The sequence below is a fragment of the Segatella baroniae B14 genome (genome assembly GCF_022024235.1).
Lineage (GTDB): Bacteria > Bacteroidota > Bacteroidia > Bacteroidales > Bacteroidaceae > Prevotella > Prevotella bryantii.
In genome coordinates this window covers 489,076-507,771 of the sequence record NZ_CP091799.1, presented here as the reverse complement: position 1 = coordinate 507,771, position 18,696 = coordinate 489,076, and the positions used below count along the sequence as shown (strand labels likewise).

Below are 18,696 nucleotides of genomic sequence, written 5' to 3'. Positions count from 1 at the left end.
TAAAACTTATCCTTTACAAGACGTCAAAAAAAGAGCAGGATAAATATTACCCTGCTCCTCTATTACTTTTACAGCTCTATATTAATAGAACTTAAAGTATCTACGTGCATTGTTGTAAGAGATGTCCTCTACCATACGAGCAAGAGACTCTTTATCATTAGGAAGTAGACCATTCTCTACATCATTACCAAGAATGTTACAAAGAAGACGACGGAAGTACTCATGACGAGGATAGCTCAAGAATGAGCGAGAGTCTGTCAACATACCTACGAAACGACTCAACAAACCAAGAACTGACAAAGAATTAATCTGACGGGTCATACCATCAAGTTGATCATTAAACCACCAACCAGAACCAAACTGAATCTTACCAGGCTCTGAACCATCCTGGAAGTTACCAAGCATAGTTGCAATAACTTCATTAGCACATGGATTCAAAGTATAAAGAATGGTACGTGTCAACTTACCTTCCATATTCAATTCATTGAGGAAATGACTCATAGCTGCAGCAGTAGTAAACTCACCAATAGAATCGAAACCGGTATCAGCACCAAGCTTGTTATACATTAATGTGTTATTATCACGAATAGCACCATAGTGATACTGCTGTGTCCAACCTGCATCATAATCCATCTCACCACAAACTTTCAAGAACGCATGTTTGTACTGACGTATTTCCAATACAGAAAGTTGCTGACCACGAAGAGCCTTTTCGAAAATTGTTTCTATCTGAGAATCTGTATAAGGCTCATCATAGAACTCCTCGATACCATGATCGCTCAGTTTACAACCATTTTCAGCAAAGAAGTCATGACGCTTCTGAAGAGCATCTACCATTGACTTAAAGCTATTAACATCAATACCACTAACTTCAGACAAGGTCTTCATGTATGCTGCAAATTCAGGCTTTTCAATATTCATAGCCTTATCTGGACGCCAAGCAGGAATCATCTTAATTTCGAAACCACTCTCACGTGTCATCTTATGCCAACGAAGGTCATCTACAGGATCATCAGTTGTACATACGCACTCTACATGATAGTGACGCATCAAGCCACGTGCACTAAACTCTGGTAATTTTAATTTTTCATTACACTCGTCAAAGATTTCACGAGCAGTAGCTGGGCTCAACAATTTATCAATACCAAAAGCAGTTTTCAACTCAAGGTGAGTCCAGTGATAAAGTGGGTTACGGAAAGTATATGGAACGGTTTCAGCCCATTTTTCAAATTTTTCCCAGTCTGAAGTATTTTTGCCTGTACAATAATCTTCAGAAACACCATTAGAACGCATAGCACGCCACTTATAGTGATCACCGCCAAGCCAAAGTTCTGTAATGCTATTAAATTTGTAATCCTCAGCTACCATCTGTGGTACAAGATGACAGTGATAGTCGATAATAGGCATCTTAGCCGCATGATTGTGGAAAAGATCCTGCGCTGTTTTAGTATCAAGCAGGAAATTTTCATCCATAAATTGTTTCATTTCTTATCTTTTTGTTTTAAGAGTTTAATAATTCTGTTAGCCTTTAAGTTATTATGGGCAAATATACTGATTTTTTTTGGTATATGTACGGATTTTAACTATCTTTGCAAAGATTTTCTACGAAAACGATAACGTAGATTATTCTTCTGGCAAATATGTCTGGTATTATTTATATATGTGATAAATTATGAATTTAACGAGAAACGACAAGGTACTACTTATTTATACAGGTGGCACAATAGGTATGGGAAAAAATCCTCTTACAGGCGCTTTAGAGCCACTAGATTTTAAACATTTAGTAAAAGCTATGCCTGAAATTTCTTCAGTAGATACCGAAATTGACGTTTATCAGTTTACATCTCCTATAGATTCTTCTGACATGAATCCACGTGTTTGGGCACAAATCGTAAGAATAATCTCCGAGAAATATAATGATTATGATGGATTTGTCATTTTGCATGGTACCGACACAATGGCCTATACCGCATCTGCACTTTCATTCATGCTTGAAAATCTTACAAAACCAGTCATATTAACAGGGAGCCAGTTGCCAATGGGACAACTTCGCACTGACGGACGAGAAAATGTACTAACAAGCATAGAAATAGCTTCTGCTCATCATGAGGATGGCACTCCTATTGTTCCTGAAGTTTGTATCTACTTTAACGGACGACTTCTTCGTGGCAACAGATCTACAAAATTCAATGCTGAAGGTTTTAGTGCATTTGAAACCTATAACTTTGGACATTTAGGTGAGGCGGGTGTGAACATACACTACAATGAAAATATTATGCTCAAGCCTGATTATAGCAAGAATATGATACCTCATATTTCCATGGATCCGAATGTCATCGTTTTCTCCCTATTCCCTGGTATACAAGAAAAAATTTTCCATCCCATTCTTGAAGCAGGCGATATCAGAGCTATTGTCATGAGAAGTTTCGGAAGCGGAAACGCACCTCAAAGTGAATGGCTGATAAAAATGCTTAAGAAAGCAACCTCGCGAGGTATCATTATTATGAATATTAGCCAATGCTCTGAGGGCGCGGTAGAGATGAATAGATATGAAACTGGATATCAGCTAAAAGAAGCTGGTGTAATTAGTGGGTATGATAGCACTGTCGAAGCAGCTGTAACCAAACTCATGCACCTACAAGCTAGATTTAACGATCCACATATTATCCGCACATGTATGTCAAGAGCACTCGCTGGCGAAATAACTCTTTAAAAACAAATTATCTAACAATATACTTATAATTATAATGCTTTTACAATGCTTGACAACTACATAATGTCATCAAGTATTGTAAAAGCATTTTAAATATTTATCAATACATCAAAATTGCTAAATAATAACCCTTGTTTTATGATAGTTTTCCCTAAATTCACTAGGGCTACAATTTTTTTTCTTCTTAAATATACGATTAAAATTACTCAAATTATTAAAGCCACATTCTGTGCAAATTTCATTCACACTCTTATTCGTATCCAATAGTAGTCGAGAGCTCTTGCTTAACCGCATATCAATAATATAATCGCTTAGTGTAGTACCTGTATGTGCTTTAAAAAATCTAGAAAAAGCACTAGGTGCCATACCAGCCATATCTGCAAGCAATGCGAGGCGAAGATCTTCTGTATAATGATTAGCAATATAGTCTTTTATCGTCATAATGATACAACTATCTGTCTCCATTGCTACTTTAGCATCACTTGAAGAAGAAAGCATTCGCGCTGTATCACACTTAGAAAGTTCATACAATATTGTAAGGAACTGATTAACAGAATAAAAACCATCTTTTATTGAACTTATTTTATCTAACAAAGAATAAACACCAACAATAGCAGACAACGGAAAGCACAATCCTCTTTTTGCTTTCTCCATCATTAGCCTTATACTCTTATATGGATTTCTATTCAATAACGAATCTGTTTCAAAATCTAGATCAAATTGTATAGTTATTTCACGAATATCCTCACTTTTACAGTGATACAACTCCCAAACATGTTCTAATTTTGGTGACGTAATCAAAACCAAGTCATAATCTCCTATAACTTCTTGAGAATCACCAACTATACGACGCATTCCTGAAGCATTAGCTACAAAATTGAGTTCAAAAACTTCATGATTATGTATAGGATAAGTAAACTCCATCTTGTGACGATCTGCGATATAAAGAATATCACTTCCCACAAGTGGAGTTACTTCATGTATTACGCGATGTTGTTTATCATCCATACGCGATAATTAAATATTTTTTAAAAAGGCAATGCCTTTAATATATCGTGCATTTTTTGTTTCGTTGTAATCGTTGTTGGAACAAGAGGCAATCTCAATTCATTCTTAATTAGCCCCATGTCGTTAAGAAGGGCTTTAACACCTGCAGGATTACCCTCAACGAACAACAAACTATAGAGTTCGGTAAACATATGATGAATTCTTCGAGCAGGCTCATATTCACCTTTAAACTCAAGACGTATCATTTTAGAAAAAGGTTTCGGTACAGCATTTCCAATTACAGATATTACACCAACAGCACCACTTGCTACCATAGAGAATGTCAATGCATCGTCACCACTAATAACATCAAAAGTATCAGGTTTATTCTTGATTATCTCATCAACCTGCTCTAGACTTCCACTAGCTTCTTTAATAGCTATAATGTTAGAAAAGTCTTTTGCCAAACGAACCGTAGTTTCAGGCTTCATATTCACTCCTGTGCGACCTGGAACGTTATACATAACTATAGGAAGTGGACTAACTTCTGCAATAGCTTTAAAATGCTGATAAAGACCTTCTTGAGATGGTTTATTGTAATATGGACATATACTTAAAATACCATCAATGCCACTCCAGTCGCTGTTTTTTATTTCCTCAACCACAGCAGCAGTATTATTTCCACCACAATACTTAAGGATAGGGATTCTACCATTATCAACCTGTTTTATTACCTCTGTAATTTTATCTTTTTCCTCACTTGTTAAACAAGGAGCCTCACCTGTTGTAGCAAGGATACAAAGAAAATCTGCACCATTTTCGATTTGGTACTCTACTAGGCTTCTCAGAGATTGGTAATCTACCGACCCGTCTTCATTAAAGGGTGTAACAAGGGCTATTCCTAACCCTTTGAAAATGTTCTGTCCCATATTATAGTTCCTATTACAAAATCGCTTGCAAAAATACAACAATTATATCAATTCGCAAAAGAAATTAAATATTTTCTTTCAAAACAAACGTTTATAATCGTTTTTTGTTTAAATTATGAATAATTTCGCTTCTATCAACAATCTATTTGATTAATGGCTACCTATGTAAAGGAATAGCATTCCCAACAATACAAGAGCCAAGTCTATAATCTTAGATTTCAAGTTCTTTTCATGGAATAACCACGCTCCAAATAAGAAACTAACAACTACACTACCACGCCTAACCATCGATACAATCGAAATCATAGCACCATCAAGGCTTAACGCATAGAAATAGACAAAATCTGCAGCACTTAAAAATATTGAAATAAATACAATACACCAATTCCAATGAAATTTAGTTTGAGGGAAAAGTGGTTTTCCACCTCTAAAACGAGCAAATGGACGAAAAACGGCTATTAGTAAAACTACTCCCATCATCAGCATTTGGTAAAAATTATACCAACTCTGAACCATCATCTTATCAAGACCGACTCCTCCATTTTCTGGGCTAGCCATAAGATATTTATCATATAAACCACTAATAGCACCTACTATAGCAGACAAGACAATACAAAAAATCCAAACATTATGTTTAAAGTCTATTCCTTCTTTTTTACTACTTCTACTCAGCATGAAAAAAGAAGCTACTGCTAAAAAAACACCTATCCACTGCCATATATTCAGTTGTTCCTGAAAAATCAACAAAGCCCCCACCAAAACCATAACTGGACGAGTAGCATTGATTGGCCCATAAATCGTTAGTGGCACATGCTTCATGCCGAAATAGCCTAATATCCAACTTGTAAGCACGATAATACTCTTCAAAACTATATAGAAGTGATCTGACAGACTGCCTGTAGCCACATGAAAGATGCTACCATCAAGAAAGCTACTAAAATAAGACATACCTATAAAAGGCATAAAAATTAAAGTTGAGAACAACGTGTTAAGAAAAAGCACGGTGATCACAGCATTACCCTGCAAAGCCTTCTTTTTGAAGGCATCATAAAATCCCAGCAATGTGGCTGAGAGAAAAGCTAATAATAACCACATGATTAAAAATTATCTATTATGCAAACCTACTCTGAGGTTACCTATCAATATTCTACTTTCTCTAAAAACAAAGCATTTCCTGGCATAGACTCACCAGCTTTACTACGATTTCCTTCATGAAGAATAACCCGCAAATCATCTAGCGTGATCTTATGACGTCCAAGAAGAAATAATGTACCTACCACAGCACGAACCATATTACGTAAGAAGCGGTTTGCGGTAATCGTAAGATACCAGCTAGTAGGAGAAGTCTGAACCCACTTGCATTCTGTTACATCGCACAAAGTTGTTTTATTGTCTGCACCTGCTTTACAAAATGCTGCAAAATCTTGATGCTCCATAATTATTTTTCCTCCTTCATTCATCAAATCAAAGTCGAGAGGATAATGAGTCTCCAAAGAATAAAAGCGCAAAAAGGATTTTTGTCTGTATGAATATAATAATGATACGTACGCCATTTTGCAGAAAATCGCGCATGCATATCAGACTCAACAGGATAAACATCACTCACAGAGATATCTCTAGGTAAAATGCGATTGATACGATAAACAATTTGTTTGCACTTACTTTCATCTAATAGAGGAAACTCTTCTTCTGAAAGTTCAAAATGGGCAGCCATCTGTCTCGCATGAACCCCAGCATCAGTTCTACCTGCTCCTACAACTTCTATTTCAAAATCATTTGACTTTAATAGTAGAAAACTTCGAAGAGACAAAGCTAATGCGTGTTGTAGCTCAGCCTGAACAGAATTACCATTTGGTTGTATTTGCCATCCATGATAATTGGTACCATCATAAGCAAATATTATAAAATATCTATGCATATGGTTGCAAAGGTAATATTATTTTTTGATTAATACAAATTTCTTAATGGCCATATAAAAAGACAAAATCGCAACATAGAGTAAAAAGACTTGAAATTTACTTATATACACATGGTTTATCATGGCTCCAGGAAGAGAAGCAACAAAAGATACTACTTTATTTAATATCTCTACCATTTCTTCAACTACAATATACAACTTTTGAGCAAAAACAGTAAATGGAAGCAACAGATATACCCCTAACATTCCATAAAGAATTATGGTTGATAATGGAATTACTAACAAACTTAAAAAAATCCCATAACACGACCACTGTCCAAAATAATACAAGGTTAATGGTAATGTCGCAATTTGTGCAGATAACGAAACAAGAAGTATACTTCCTACTTTATTATGAATATTTGGCGTCAAAAGTATAATACCCATTACTGCCATACACGACATTTGAAATCCAACATCAAAAAGTGACTGAGGATTACATAGGAGCATTAATATTGCAGCAAAAGACAAGCTATTAAGAGAAAAGCCTTTTCTATCGGCAATATGCATGAGCATACATAATGAAAGCATTATAGCAGACCGAACTACAGATGCTGACATACCTACTAATATTACAAATGCCCATATTGCCAAAAGTATAAACAGTTGACTTTGCCAACGATTTTTGGGAAACAAAAGCAAGAGTACACCTATTAAAATTGATAAATGTAACCCTGATAGTGCTAAAAGATGAGAACTACCTGCTGCAGAAAAATCATTTTTTTGCTCTTTACTCAAATATGATTTATCTCCCAAAGTCATTGCTGCGATAATAGCAAAACTTGGTGAATAATCATGATTGCTAATATGTAGCAATAATTTATGACGTAATTTTAAAGCATACACACGAAGTCGCATTAATCCACTTACGGCAGATAGCGATACGCTTGCTTTTATCCAGTTATCCTTATAAATAAAAGCGCCATCATATAATAATGCATGCACTATTACCCCATCACCCTCATGAATACGTCGCCATTTCTCCAGCAACCGATCTCGAAGGATACTAATATTAAAAGTCTGACCTACGTTTTGCCCATCCAACACTAGAAGCTTTGTTCTTACAACCTTACCATGTATAGAAGGTTCCTGAGCTACTATAGCTTGACAATAATCAAGCTGGTCATATTTTGTGCTAAATAGTTGATTCTGTTGTAGACACATTCTCCAACCTGCTACAGAAAAAGCCAAGAGAAATATCAAGAGACTTTGTGCTAATTGTAATTTTCGACAAAAGCTCAAGACAACAAAACCAACTGAACACACCAAAACGATAAGCATCCATACTTCAGTGGAAACACCCCTTCCCAGATAATCTGCAAGATAAATACCAACTATTATAAATAATAGTACTCTGAGAAGGGGACATTTTTCTATTTCAGATTCTTCCATTATTTAATGATTATCCCCCTTGTAAGAAAATAACATTTTTAGTTATCTTCCTCTTCCCTATTATTTGTCGCCAACACTTTAAGATGATAATGACTTCCGTCAAAATTAACGCTCATTACCTTGGGTCTGCTATTGGAATCTTCAGGACTTAAAGCCAAAGCCACATGTCCCATGGTTCGTCTTAGATTTACTTCGACACATTCATTAATTCCATATTCTTCTGCAGATTCTGAAAGTGCATACACCATCATATCAACTCCAAATACACCAACATACACATTTTTAAGCTCTTTTTGCATAACTTGGATAATACGATTTTGAATATCAATCAACCTATCTTTACTAATATAAGGTTCCATCATCTTTATTTTTTGACTTTCAGAAGCCAAAACATTACCTACATATGCACCATTCACTGTATCAAACAAAGACAATCCACAATATTCGATATGACCATCAGCATGCGCTTCGAACTCCATACCAAAATCCTTTACCCTAGAATACATAGGTTCTACAGCAATTCCACCTTGTTTGCGTATAACATTATCTGCCCATCTTAACTGCAGTTCATCACCATCAATATGAAAACGAATACCACGACCACTAGAACTCCAAGGAGCTTTTAACACACTTTTCTTCATTTGGGAAGTCACTTCCTTAACACTCTCCAGAGAGAAACAATACTTTGAGTATTTTTGTAAATGCTCGACTGCCCACTCTCTACTACTTACCTTTCTAATTTTCTCCAAAGTAGTATCACTTGGAAGATAATGCGCAAGTTGCGGACATTTTGTCTGCAATTGGTACTTCAAAGATAAGTCCCATCCCCAGGCACAAACCTGCAAATTCTTTTCCCCTACAATTTCATCAAAATGTTCAGATAGTTGATCAATTGTAAGAAATTCAACGACTATGCTATATCCTAATCTCTTGACACGTTGAATAGCTAAGTCGATATCATCAACCAACACCAAATCACCTTCTTTCGCCCATAATGCAGGAATAAAAGCTAAATCAGAGCGTAGTTCCCTTGCAGCATGTGGAGCTGTAAAACCTTTCTTGTTAGCTGCCAAAGCTAGATCATGCTCCGGATTGAATATATGTAATGTCATAATCATCTTTATTTAGAATGCAAAGGTAACAATTTCTGCGCAGAAAAATACTATCTATAATAAAAAAGAAAACACCTGGAGAATTGATATATCCTTATCACTTTCAAAATTTAACTAGTAAAAATTATACAAAGTGAAAAGAAAACAATTATTTTCTTTTTTTTAAAAAGTAAATAAATTTGGTCGCTTATTTTTTTGATAGCTTTACAAACAACGAAGAATAAGATTAGTTAAAGTTTTACAAATATTTATTTATTCAACAAAAACTATCTTGGGAGTGATCTTAGGATGGTTAAAACTAAGAACAAATAGCACTAAAAATTAAGCTCAGATAACTGAGTACAACAAAAGGATGTTAGCCGAGAAGGCTGATATCCTTTTATTTTTTTATTTCAAATTATAAAAAAATGCCAATTCTATTTGGAAAAAACCTTTTAATTTGTATTTTTGTAATAGTAACAATATTCTAAAATTACAATTTAATAATATGGCAACACCACATAACACAGCATCTATAGGCGAAATTGCGGAAACTGTCATCATGTCAGGAGATCCATTACGCGCAAAATTTATGGCTGAAAAATTTCTTGAAAACGCAACTCTGTTTAACACCACTCGAAATATGTTTGGTTACACTGGCACTTATAAAGGTAAAAAAGTCAGCATCATGGGACATGGTATGGGTATGCCATCTATTGGTATATACACACATGAACTATATCACTTTTATGGAGTAAAACAGATTATCCGAGTAGGAACAGCAGGCTGCATACAACCAGGTATAAATATTGGTGATATTGTTATAGCCCAAGCAGCTTGTACTGATTCTAACTATATTAATAATTTTTTAGACATACCTGGTACATTTGCACCTATAGGAAATTTCGACCTCTTAACTGCCGCTGCCAAATCAAGTAAGGATATGAATATCCCTTACCATGTTGGCAATATACTATCTTCAGATATTTTTTATGATTCAAAAGAAAATTGGAAAAAATGGCAAAAACTAGGCATTCTAGCTATAGAAATGGAATGTGCAGCCCTCTATACTAATGCCATCGAAGCAAAACGAAAAGCACTAACTATACTTACAATTAGTGACAACATTATTACAAAAGAAGAGACAAGCAGTGAAGAACGTCAAAAAGCTTTCACCAACATGATGAAAGTAGCATTTAGTATAATATAATTCACAAAAAAGGAAACTAAAAAAGTTTCCTTTTTTAATACAAAAATGAATTATCTTTACCACACAATTAACTTTAGTTAGTATATTTCTAAAAAAAACTAAAATACAAAGAATTTGCAATATTGAGTTTGCAAATTACAAAATAAATAGTACCTTTGCAGAACAAAACAAAAAAAATATCAGTACTAACAAATGGAAGAAGCTTTCTTTCGCACACACACTTTTCTACTGGAACATACCAACGCTCCTGTAAGGCGTATTTTGATGGATCAGATCAACTGGAACGACAGATTGATTGGTATCAAAGGAACCCGAGGCGTTGGAAAAACTACGTTTTTACTTCAGTATGCTAAAGAGAACTTTGCGCCCAATGACCGTTCATGTCTATATGTAAATATGAATAACTTCTATTTTCAAGGACACGGCATTGCTGATTTTGCTAAAGATTTCGTTAGTCTTGGTGGTAAAGTACTTTTAATCGACCAGATTTTTAAAGAGCCGGATTGGAGTAATCAAATAAGAAGAGTATACGATGAAAACCCTACACTTAAAATAGTGTTTACAGGTTCAAGCGTAATGCGACTCAAACAAAATCCTATACTAAAAGATATTATTCATAGCTACAATTTGCGTGGATTCTCTTTTAGAGAATTTATTAATTTGCAGACTGGTAATAACTTTCATCCTTATACTTTAGAAGAGATACTAAATAATCATGAACATATTATTAAAGAAATACTCCCTAAGGTAAGTCCAATTAAGTATTTTCAGGATTATATCCATCATGGTTTTTTTCCTTTATTTTTGGAACAAAGTAATTTTTCTGAAAATTTACTAAAGACGATGAACATGATGACAGAAGTAGATATACTTCTCATCAAGCAAATAGAACTAAAATACCTTTCTAAAATAAAAAAGTTATTTTATCTTTTAGCAGTAGAGGGACTAAAAGCCCCAAATATTAGTAAACTTGCAGACGAAATACAAACCAGTCGTGCTACAGTTATGAATTACATCAAATATTTAGCAGATGCACGACTCATTAATATGGTATATCCACCTGGCCAAGATTTTCCCAAAAAACCAGGAAAGATAATACTACACAATACCAACTTGATGTATGCTATTTATCCTATTAAAGTAGTGAAACAAGATCAGATGGAGACATTCTTTTCTAATGCTTTATGGAAAGATCATAAAGTTAATCTAGGTCCAAGAGACACCTACATAGTAGATGATAAATACAAATTCAAAATTTGTGATGCACAAAAATCAAGTAAAATCAGATATAACACAGATACAATTTATGCCCGATACAATACAGAGGTAGGGCAAGATAATAAAATTCCACTCTGGTTATTAGGTTTTCTGTATTAAGATTGTTAAAAACAAAAATATATACATTAACATTTTATATTATAATAAAAAATGGCTAAAGAAAAAAAGTTTATCACTTGTGATGGTAACACAGCTGCCGCACACGTAAGCTATATGTTTACAGAGGTTGCTGCCATCTACCCTATCACTCCGTCATCTCCAATGGCAGAGCACGTAGATGAATGGGCTGCCAAAGGTCGTAAGAACCTTCTTGGTCAGACTGTTACAGTTCAGGAAATGGAGTCTGAGGCAGGTGCTGCAGGTGCACTTCACGGTTCACTACAGTCAGGTGCATTGACATCTACTTATACAGCTTCTCAGGGTCTTCTTCTGATGATTCCTAATATGTATAAGATTGCTGGTGAGTTGCTTCCATGTGTATTCAACGTATCAGCTCGTACACTGGCTTCTCACTCACTTTGTATCTTCGGTGACCACCAGGATGTTATGGCTTGTCGTCAGACAGGTTTCGCTATGTTCTGTTCAGGTTCTGTTCAGGAAGTTATGGATCTTTCTGCAGTTCCTCACTTAGCTACCCTCGAGAGCAAAGTTCCATTCATTAACTTCTTCGACGGCTTCCGTACTTCTCATGAGTATCATAAGATTGAGGAAATGGATATGGAAGACATCCGTCCATTGGTTAAGAAGGAGTGGATTGAGGATTTCCGCAACCGTGCACTTACTCCTGAACGTCCTGTTACTCGTGGTACAGCTGAGAATCCAGAAACATTCTTCACACACCGTGAGGCTTCTAACAGCTATTACAATGCAATCCCAGAGATTGTAGAGAAGCACTTGGCTGAAATCAGCAAGATTACAGGTCGTGAATACCATTTGTTTAACTATTATGGTGCAGAAGATGCAGAAAACATTATCGTATTGATGGGTTCTGCAACAGAGCCAGCTCGCGAAGCTATCGATTACCTCGTAAAGCAGGGTAAGAAAGTTGGTATGGTAGCAGTTCACCTCTACCGTCCATTCTCTGTTGAGGCTATCAAGAAGGCTATTCCTGCTACAGTTAAGCGCATTGCTGTACTTGACCGTACTAAGGAACCAGGAGCTGAGGGCGAACCATTGTACCTCGATGTTAAGTCTGCTCTCTACGATGACGAGCGTAATCCATTGATTGTTGGTGGTCGTTATGGTTTGGGTTCTAGCGATACAACTCCATCTAAGATTGTTGCTGTATTCAAGAATCTCGAGTTGCCAGAGCCAAAGAATCACTTCACTGTAGGTATCGTAGACGATGTTACTTTCACTTCACTTCCAGAGGAAGAGGAAATTCCAATGGGTGGCGATAGTCTCTTCGAAGCTAAGTTCTTCGGTCTTGGTTCTGATGGTACTGTAGGTGCTAACAAGAATTCTGTACAGATTATCGGTAACAATACTGATAAATATTGCCAAGCTTACTTCTCATACGACTCTAAGAAGTCTGGTGGTTTCACATGTTCTCACCTCCGTTTCGGTGATGAGCCAATCCACTCTGCTTACTTGGTAAATACCCCTAACTTCGTTGCATGTCACGTTCAGGCTTACTTGCACATGTACGATGTTACTCGTGGTCTCCGTAAAAACGGTACATTCTTGTTGAATACTATCTTCGATGGCGAGGAGTTGATTAACTTCATCCCTAACCACGTTAAGGCTTATTTCGCAAAGAATAATATCAAGGTTTACTATATTAACGCTAGCAAGATTGGTCAAGAAATCGGTTTGGGTAACCGTACTAACACTATCCTCCAGTCTGCATTCTTCCGTATTACAGGTGTTATCCCTGTAGATCTCGCTGTTGAGCAGATGAAGAAGTTCATCGTTAAGTCTTACGGTAAGAAGGGTGAAGATATCGTTAATATGAACTACGCTGCTGTTGATCGTGGTGGTGAGTACAAAGAACTTACTGTTGATCCAGCATGGGCAAACCTTCCTGAAGATGAAAAGAAGGTTGACGATGCACCAGATTTCGTTAAAGAGCTCGTTCGTCCTATGAACGCACAGGCAGGTGACTTGTTGAAAGTTTCTGACTTCGTTAAGCACAATACTGTAGACGGTACTTGGCAGAACGGTACAGCTGCATACGAAAAGCGCGGTGTTGAAACATTCGTACCAGTTTGGAACGTAGAGAACTGTATCCAGTGTAACAAGTGTTCATTCGTTTGTCCTCACGCTGCTGTTCGTCCATTCGTTCTCGATGAAGCTGAAAAGGCTAACTTCCAGGGTGCAACTCAGGATATTTTGGCTCCTAAAGCTCTCAAGGGTATGAATTTCCGTATCCAGGTATCTGTACTAGACTGCCTTGGTTGTGGTAACTGTGCTGATGTCTGCCCAGGTAAGAAGGGTGAGAAGGCATTAAAGATGGTTCCATTCAATGTTGACGCTGAAGATATGATTCAGGAAGCAAAGAATTGGGATTACTGTGTTAAGAACGTAACTTCTAAGCAGGATCTTGTAGACATCAAGCAGAGCCCTAAGAACTCACAGTTTGCTCAGCCATTGTTCGAGTTCTCTGGTGCATGTTCAGGTTGTGGTGAGACTCCTTACGTTAAGTTGATTTCTCAGCTCTTCGGTGATCGTCAGATGGTTGCTAACGCTACAGGTTGCTCTTCTATCTATTCAGCATCTGTTCCTGCTACTCCATATACAACCAACGCTAAAGGTCAGGGTCCTGCTTTCGACAACTCATTGTTCGAGGACTTCTGCGAATTCGGTCTTGGTATGGCTATGGGTAACAAGAAGATGAAGGCTCGTATTGTAGAACTTTTGAACCAGGCTAAGGAAGACGCTAACGCTACAGAAGAATACAAGGCTGCTGCAGACAAGTGGATTGCAGCTAAGGACGATGCTGAGGGTTCTAAGGAAGCTGCTGCAGAGTTGAAGCCATTAATCGCTGCTGCTGCTGAAGCAGGTTGCCCTATCAACCAGGAGCTTAAGACATTGGATCATTACCTTGTTAAGCGTTCACAGTGGATTATCGGTGGTGACGGTGCTTCTTATGATATTGGTTACGGTGGTCTCGATCACGTACTTGCTTCTGGAGAAGATGTTAACATCTTGGTACTTGATACAGAGGTTTACTCTAACACTGGTGGCCAGTCTTCTAAGTCTACCCCAATCGGTGCTATCGCTCAGTTTGCTGCTTCAGGTAAGCGCGTTTCTAAGAAGGACCTTGGTTTGATGCAGGCAACCTATGGTTACGTTTATGTAGCTCAGATTGCAATGGGTGCTGATCAGAATCAGACATTGAAGGCTATCCGTGAAGCTGAGGCTTATCCTGGACCATCTTTGATTATCGCTTACGCTCCATGTATCAACCATGGTATCAAGGGTAAAGATCCAGATGGTAAGGGCAAGCGTTCTATGAACCGTTCACAGCACGAGGAAGAGCTCGCTGTTGAGTGTGGATACTGGCACTTGTGGCGTTTCGACCCACGTTTGGCAGAAGAAGGCAAGAATCCATTCCAGCTCGATTCTAAAGAGCCTAACTGGGATAACTTCCGTAACTACTTGATGGGTGAGGTTCGTTTTGCTTCTCTTGCTAAGGCATTCCCTAAAGAAGCAGAAGAGCTTTATGCTGCTACACAAGCTAGTGCTTTGAAGCGTTACAAGTCTTATGTTCGTAAGAGCAAAGAGGATTGGAGCGAATAATTCAAAGTTTCCAAACTAGAATAGTTTTATACTAATAAATAACGAGAGGAGTTCATCACACGATGAGCTCCTCTTTATTTATTAGAGCTGAATGCTAATAAAAAAAGTGATTAGAAAATTATCCAATCACTTTTTACTAAATAAAATATTTCTAAAATTACAAATTTTACCTTGATATTATACAGGGTCTTCAGTCCTGTCATTACTAAAGAGGTTATCTGCATCCTTCATCTCTTCCTCATCAAACCAAAGTCTCATTTTTTCTTTAGCCTTAACTTTAACATCATCAGAGACCTCACCCCATATCTTTTTAACTACGTATATCAACACAGCAATGTCATCAGTAAGACCAGCAATAGGAATGGCATCAGGTATAACATCTAATGGACTGATTAAATACCCTAAAGCACCTATAATAATAGCTTTGTCCTTCATGGATACTTTATCACTTTCTAATGTATAATACAGTATTAAAGCTGCATAAACCAATTTAGCACCAGAGCGCTTTGCTATACGAGCGATTTTCTCTATAAATGCTGTTTTATTAAACTTGTCCTTATAGGACATGAAATCTGGTAATTCAGGAGCTTGCATATATGTAACAATTAAGGATTTACAATTGATAATTCAATACATCATCGATATAACGATCTATTGACGGATTAGATATTTTATTTAACTTTGTACGAATCATAACCTTTACAATACACCATTTTATCAAACAAAGAAGCAAACCAACCAAGATAGCCATAATTATTGTCCACCTACCCAATGGTAAATTATCTTCAGGAATAGTAGACATCACTACAATAGGAATAACCATTAAGATTCCCACCCAGGTATATCGAGTTCTTTCTGAGCCCTCACTATCTATAATAGCCTGCTTGTCAAAAAGATAACTATCAAGTTCAGCACGTGTAATGCCATAATCCTCCATGACAGGAAAACCAGTTCTTCCTTCACAAGCACGGATACGATTAGTAACACTATGCTCAAAATCATCCAAAATTTTATTGGTTTCTTTTAAACGCATACACCATAAAAACAAAAAAAGGAAAAAAGAAAACAGTGCCCCTATAAGCCGGGTTCTGTACCTCAAAAAGGTGCCTGTCATTTATCTAGTCTCAGAGTTACCCCTGAGCTCAAGCATTCTACCCTCCGCAGGAGTCCAAAGACAATCGAACGGGCCGCTCTCAATCTGCGGTATACATGAACTTGCGTCCTCCAGATGACACAGCCTGATGATCACCCATCAGCTGGTGGTCTCTTACACCACCTTCTCACCCTTACCCTAACACAACAAGATAAACCTCATTAGTATTTAAGGCGGTTATTTTCTTCTGCCGACACCTACTGTCACCAATAGCTTCTACTTTCGGAAGTGGAGTGCCCTATGCCGCCCGGACTTTCCTCTCGCACCATTAAGATGCCAGCGACAGAGCCGGGACACTGCTTTCATGATACAAAGATACTAAAAATATAATACATCAACAATATTTCCTTTACATAAATACAGTTTTTAAACTCTATTAGATTAACTCTTTCACTATTTTTTATCATAAAAGCCACTTTTAATTACATATATTTAATTATCTTTTCTTTCAATAAATATAATAGACCCCCAAAAATAGCACTACAAAACACTATATATAGATAAAACAAAGCTTTTTGTACATTAATTTGCGTTAAAGTGTTAAATCGAATTGTTAAAATGGGATAAAGAAATAACCTTTTTAGAACGAATAAAGAAAAATGCTTTTATATTTGCAAATGTAAAAGGGAAAACAGATCCCATATGGATTACAAAACCAATGGAAAACAATTCCATAATCGTACAATCCAATAGGAAATATTCCTTGAGAAACATAATAAGAACAATTTAAATAATTAAAAATATGAATAAACTAGGAAATTATGTAGTAACAGGTTTGTGCATAGCTTCACTTGCTATATCTTCAACTGCATTCATTAATGCAAAAGCTGCTAGCAAATCCATGGCTCTTCCTGCAGGTCAGCCTGTTGATTTAACTTATGCTGCAGACAAAGCTCTTCCTGCTGTAGTACATATTAAATATGTACAAAATGCAAAGACAAAGACTGTAGATGTTCAGAGCGACCCTTTCGATTTCTTCGATCCATTTGGATTCTTTGGCAATCCACAAGGTGGAAATGGCGGAACACAAAAAAGACAAGTACAAACACCAAAGAAGGAAGCTACAGGAAGTGGTGTTATTATAAGTTCTGATGGATATATCGTAACTAACAATCACGTAGTTAATGGTGCAGATGAATTAACTGTGACTTTAAATGATAACCGTGAATACAGTGCAACCATCATTGGCACAGACCCATCAACAGACCTTGCTCTCATCAAAATTAACGGAAAGAATCTTCCAACACTGCCTATAGGTAACAGTGATGAATTAAAAGTTGGCGAATGGGTAATTGCAGTAGGAAACCCGTATAACCTATCTTCTACAGTTACCGCTGGTATTGTTAGCGCTAAAGCCCGTGGTCTATCTGGACAAGGGGATGGCCCTAGTGTAGCTAGTTTTATTCAAACAGATGCAGCTATCAATCCTGGTAACTCAGGTGGAGCACTTGTTAATACTAAAGGTGAACTTGTAGGTATTAATGCTATGCTTTATTCACAAACAGGTAGTTATAGTGGTTATGGCTTTGCTATCCCTACTACTATCATGAATAAGGTAGTTGATGATCTTAAAAAATTTGGTAGCGTTCAGCGTGCTATGCTTGGCATTCAAGGCGGCGACGTTCTTAATTATATTAATAGCCAAAAAGAGGCTGGTAAAGAAGTCAATCTAGGAACCAACGAAGGCGTTTATGTAGCCAAAGTTGACGAAGAAGGCGCTGGTGCTGCTGCTGGATTAAAAGAAGGTGACGTTATTATTGCAGCAGATGGTAAAAAAGTTACAAAAATGTCTGAGCTTCAGGAAATTATAAGCAAGAAACGTCCTGGCGAAAGCCTCAGCTTAACTTATTTGCATAATAAGCAAAAGAAGAGTAAGACTGTAACTTTAAAGAACGCTCAAGGTACAACTTCTGTTATTAAAGCAGCCGATCTTGATATACTTGGAGGTAATTTTAGAGAAGTTACCAATGAGCAAAAAGAACAGCTTAAGATTAATTATGGTGTAGAGGTTACCAAGATAAATAAGGGTGCCCTTCAAAAAGCAGGTATCAGTCGTGGATTCATTATTCAGAAAGTCAATGATCAACCAATCAAGAGCATCGATGAACTTCAGAAAATTGTTAAAAATGCATCTACAAGCAAAGACCCTGTCCTCTATATCCAAGGTGTATGGCCTACAGGAAAGAAGGCTTACTTTGCTGTACCTCTTGAACAAGAATAAATCAGAGTTTCTATGGCTACTGTG

13 protein-coding genes, 1 other RNA gene and 1 pseudogene are annotated in these 18,696 nt (G+C 36.8%); 5 read left to right on the top strand and 10 right to left on the bottom strand.

Annotation, left to right across the window (positions count from 1 at the left end):
* Window positions 1–81 precede the first annotated feature (81 nt).
* Window positions 82–1,485, bottom strand: coding sequence for a glucuronate isomerase (gene uxaC / locus L6469_RS02140; protein ID WP_006282369.1), 1,404 nt, complete (start codon window positions 1,483–1,485; stop codon window positions 82–84).
* A 187-nt stretch (window positions 1,486–1,672) separates the two neighbouring features.
* Between uxaC and L6469_RS02135 the strand changes: the two genes are divergently transcribed.
* Window positions 1,673–2,713: an asparaginase gene (locus L6469_RS02135; RefSeq protein WP_006282370.1), complete on the top strand. Its 1,041-nt coding sequence runs from the start codon at window positions 1,673–1,675 to the stop codon at window positions 2,711–2,713.
* Between the two features lie 117 nt (window positions 2,714–2,830).
* On the opposite strand, the gene L6469_RS02130 is transcribed toward L6469_RS02135, so the two are convergent.
* The 6 genes and pseudogenes from L6469_RS02130 to L6469_RS02105 form a co-directional block, all read right to left on the bottom strand.
* Complete coding sequence (locus tag L6469_RS02130; RefSeq protein WP_006282371.1) at window positions 2,831–3,721, bottom strand: AraC family transcriptional regulator; 891 nt, start codon at window positions 3,719–3,721, stop codon at window positions 2,831–2,833.
* Between the two features lie 20 nt (window positions 3,722–3,741).
* A complete protein-coding gene (dapA, locus tag L6469_RS02125) occupies window positions 3,742–4,629 on the bottom strand; it encodes a 4-hydroxy-tetrahydrodipicolinate synthase (protein WP_006282372.1) in 888 nt (295 codons plus the stop codon).
* 150 nt (window positions 4,630–4,779) lie between these two features.
* Complete coding sequence (locus L6469_RS02120; protein ID WP_006282373.1) at window positions 4,780–5,724, bottom strand: DMT family transporter; 945 nt, start codon at window positions 5,722–5,724, stop codon at window positions 4,780–4,782.
* Between the two features lie 44 nt (window positions 5,725–5,768).
* A pseudogene (truA, locus tag L6469_RS02115) lies at window positions 5,769–6,547 on the bottom strand (tRNA pseudouridine(38-40) synthase TruA).
* Window positions 6,548–6,565: 18 nt separating this feature from the next.
* Window positions 6,566–7,978, bottom strand: coding sequence for a ComEC/Rec2 family competence protein (locus tag L6469_RS02110; protein ID WP_006282375.1), 1,413 nt, complete (start codon window positions 7,976–7,978; stop codon window positions 6,566–6,568).
* A gap of 38 nt (window positions 7,979–8,016) precedes the next feature.
* The gene (locus L6469_RS02105; protein ID WP_027453453.1) at window positions 8,017–9,090 is read right to left on the bottom strand and encodes a hypothetical protein; all 1,074 of its coding nucleotides are present in this window, start codon (window positions 9,088–9,090) and stop codon (window positions 8,017–8,019) included.
* 487 nt (window positions 9,091–9,577) lie between these two features.
* Here L6469_RS02105 and deoD point away from each other — a divergent pair, with 487 nt between their 5' ends.
* From deoD to nifJ, 3 genes are all read left to right on the top strand, one after another.
* Window positions 9,578–10,279 carry a purine-nucleoside phosphorylase gene (gene deoD / locus L6469_RS02100; RefSeq protein WP_006282377.1) on the top strand — a complete coding sequence of 234 codons (702 nt, stop codon included), beginning with the start codon at window positions 9,578–9,580 and terminating at the stop codon, window positions 10,277–10,279.
* Window positions 10,280–10,471: 192 nt separating this feature from the next.
* Window positions 10,472–11,656, top strand: a complete 1,185-nt coding sequence (locus L6469_RS02095) for an ATP-binding protein (RefSeq protein ID WP_006282378.1) — start codon at window positions 10,472–10,474, stop codon at window positions 11,654–11,656.
* 51 nt (window positions 11,657–11,707) lie between these two features.
* Window positions 11,708–15,298, top strand: a complete 3,591-nt coding sequence (gene nifJ / locus L6469_RS02090; protein WP_006282379.1) for a pyruvate:ferredoxin (flavodoxin) oxidoreductase — start codon at window positions 11,708–11,710, stop codon at window positions 15,296–15,298.
* Window positions 15,299–15,475: 177 nt separating this feature from the next.
* Here the strand turns inward: nifJ and L6469_RS02085 are convergent, their stop codons facing one another.
* From L6469_RS02085 to rnpB, 3 genes are all read right to left on the bottom strand, one after another.
* Window positions 15,476–15,892, bottom strand: coding sequence for a YkvA family protein (locus L6469_RS02085; RefSeq protein ID WP_006282380.1), 417 nt, complete (start codon window positions 15,890–15,892; stop codon window positions 15,476–15,478).
* Between the two features lie 19 nt (window positions 15,893–15,911).
* Complete coding sequence (locus tag L6469_RS02080; RefSeq protein ID WP_006282381.1) at window positions 15,912–16,331, bottom strand: hypothetical protein; 420 nt, start codon at window positions 16,329–16,331, stop codon at window positions 15,912–15,914.
* A gap of 28 nt (window positions 16,332–16,359) precedes the next feature.
* An RNA gene (rnpB, locus tag L6469_RS02075) (RNase P RNA component class A) lies at window positions 16,360–16,751 on the bottom strand.
* A 442-nt stretch (window positions 16,752–17,193) separates the two neighbouring features.
* Here rnpB and L6469_RS02070 point away from each other — a divergent pair.
* Window positions 17,194–18,672 carry a Do family serine endopeptidase gene (locus tag L6469_RS02070; RefSeq protein WP_006282382.1) on the top strand — a complete coding sequence of 493 codons (1,479 nt, stop codon included), beginning with the start codon at window positions 17,194–17,196 and terminating at the stop codon, window positions 18,670–18,672.
* The last annotated feature ends 24 nt before the right edge of the window (window positions 18,673–18,696 follow it).

Excerpts from the sequence above, each read along its gene's own strand:
- L6469_RS02135 (WP_006282370.1), top strand. The coding sequence starts at position 1,673 with ATGAATTTAACGAGAAACGACAAGGTACTACTTATTTATACAGGTGGC.
- L6469_RS02130 (WP_006282371.1), bottom strand. The coding sequence starts at position 3,721 with ATGGATGATAAACAACATCGCGTAATACATGAAGTAACTCCACTTGTG.
- L6469_RS02095 (WP_006282378.1), top strand. The coding sequence starts at position 10,472 with ATGGAAGAAGCTTTCTTTCGCACACACACTTTTCTACTGGAACATACC.
- L6469_RS02080 (WP_006282381.1), bottom strand. The coding sequence starts at position 16,331 with ATGCGTTTAAAAGAAACCAATAAAATTTTGGATGATTTTGAGCATAGT.
- L6469_RS02120 (WP_006282373.1), bottom strand. The coding sequence starts at position 5,724 with ATGTGGTTATTATTAGCTTTTCTCTCAGCCACATTGCTGGGATTTTAT.
- L6469_RS02110 (WP_006282375.1), bottom strand. The coding sequence starts at position 7,978 with ATGGAAGAATCTGAAATAGAAAAATGTCCCCTTCTCAGAGTACTATTA.
- uxaC (WP_006282369.1), bottom strand. The coding sequence starts at position 1,485 with ATGAAACAATTTATGGATGAAAATTTCCTGCTTGATACTAAAACAGCG.
- L6469_RS02070 (WP_006282382.1), top strand. The coding sequence starts at position 17,194 with ATGAATAAACTAGGAAATTATGTAGTAACAGGTTTGTGCATAGCTTCA.
- L6469_RS02105 (WP_027453453.1), bottom strand. The coding sequence starts at position 9,090 with ATGACATTACATATATTCAATCCGGAGCATGATCTAGCTTTGGCAGCT.
- deoD (WP_006282377.1), top strand. The coding sequence starts at position 9,578 with ATGGCAACACCACATAACACAGCATCTATAGGCGAAATTGCGGAAACT.
- L6469_RS02085 (WP_006282380.1), bottom strand. The coding sequence starts at position 15,892 with ATGCAAGCTCCTGAATTACCAGATTTCATGTCCTATAAGGACAAGTTT.
- dapA (WP_006282372.1), bottom strand. The coding sequence starts at position 4,629 with ATGGGACAGAACATTTTCAAAGGGTTAGGAATAGCCCTTGTTACACCC.
- nifJ (WP_006282379.1), top strand. The coding sequence starts at position 11,708 with ATGGCTAAAGAAAAAAAGTTTATCACTTGTGATGGTAACACAGCTGCC.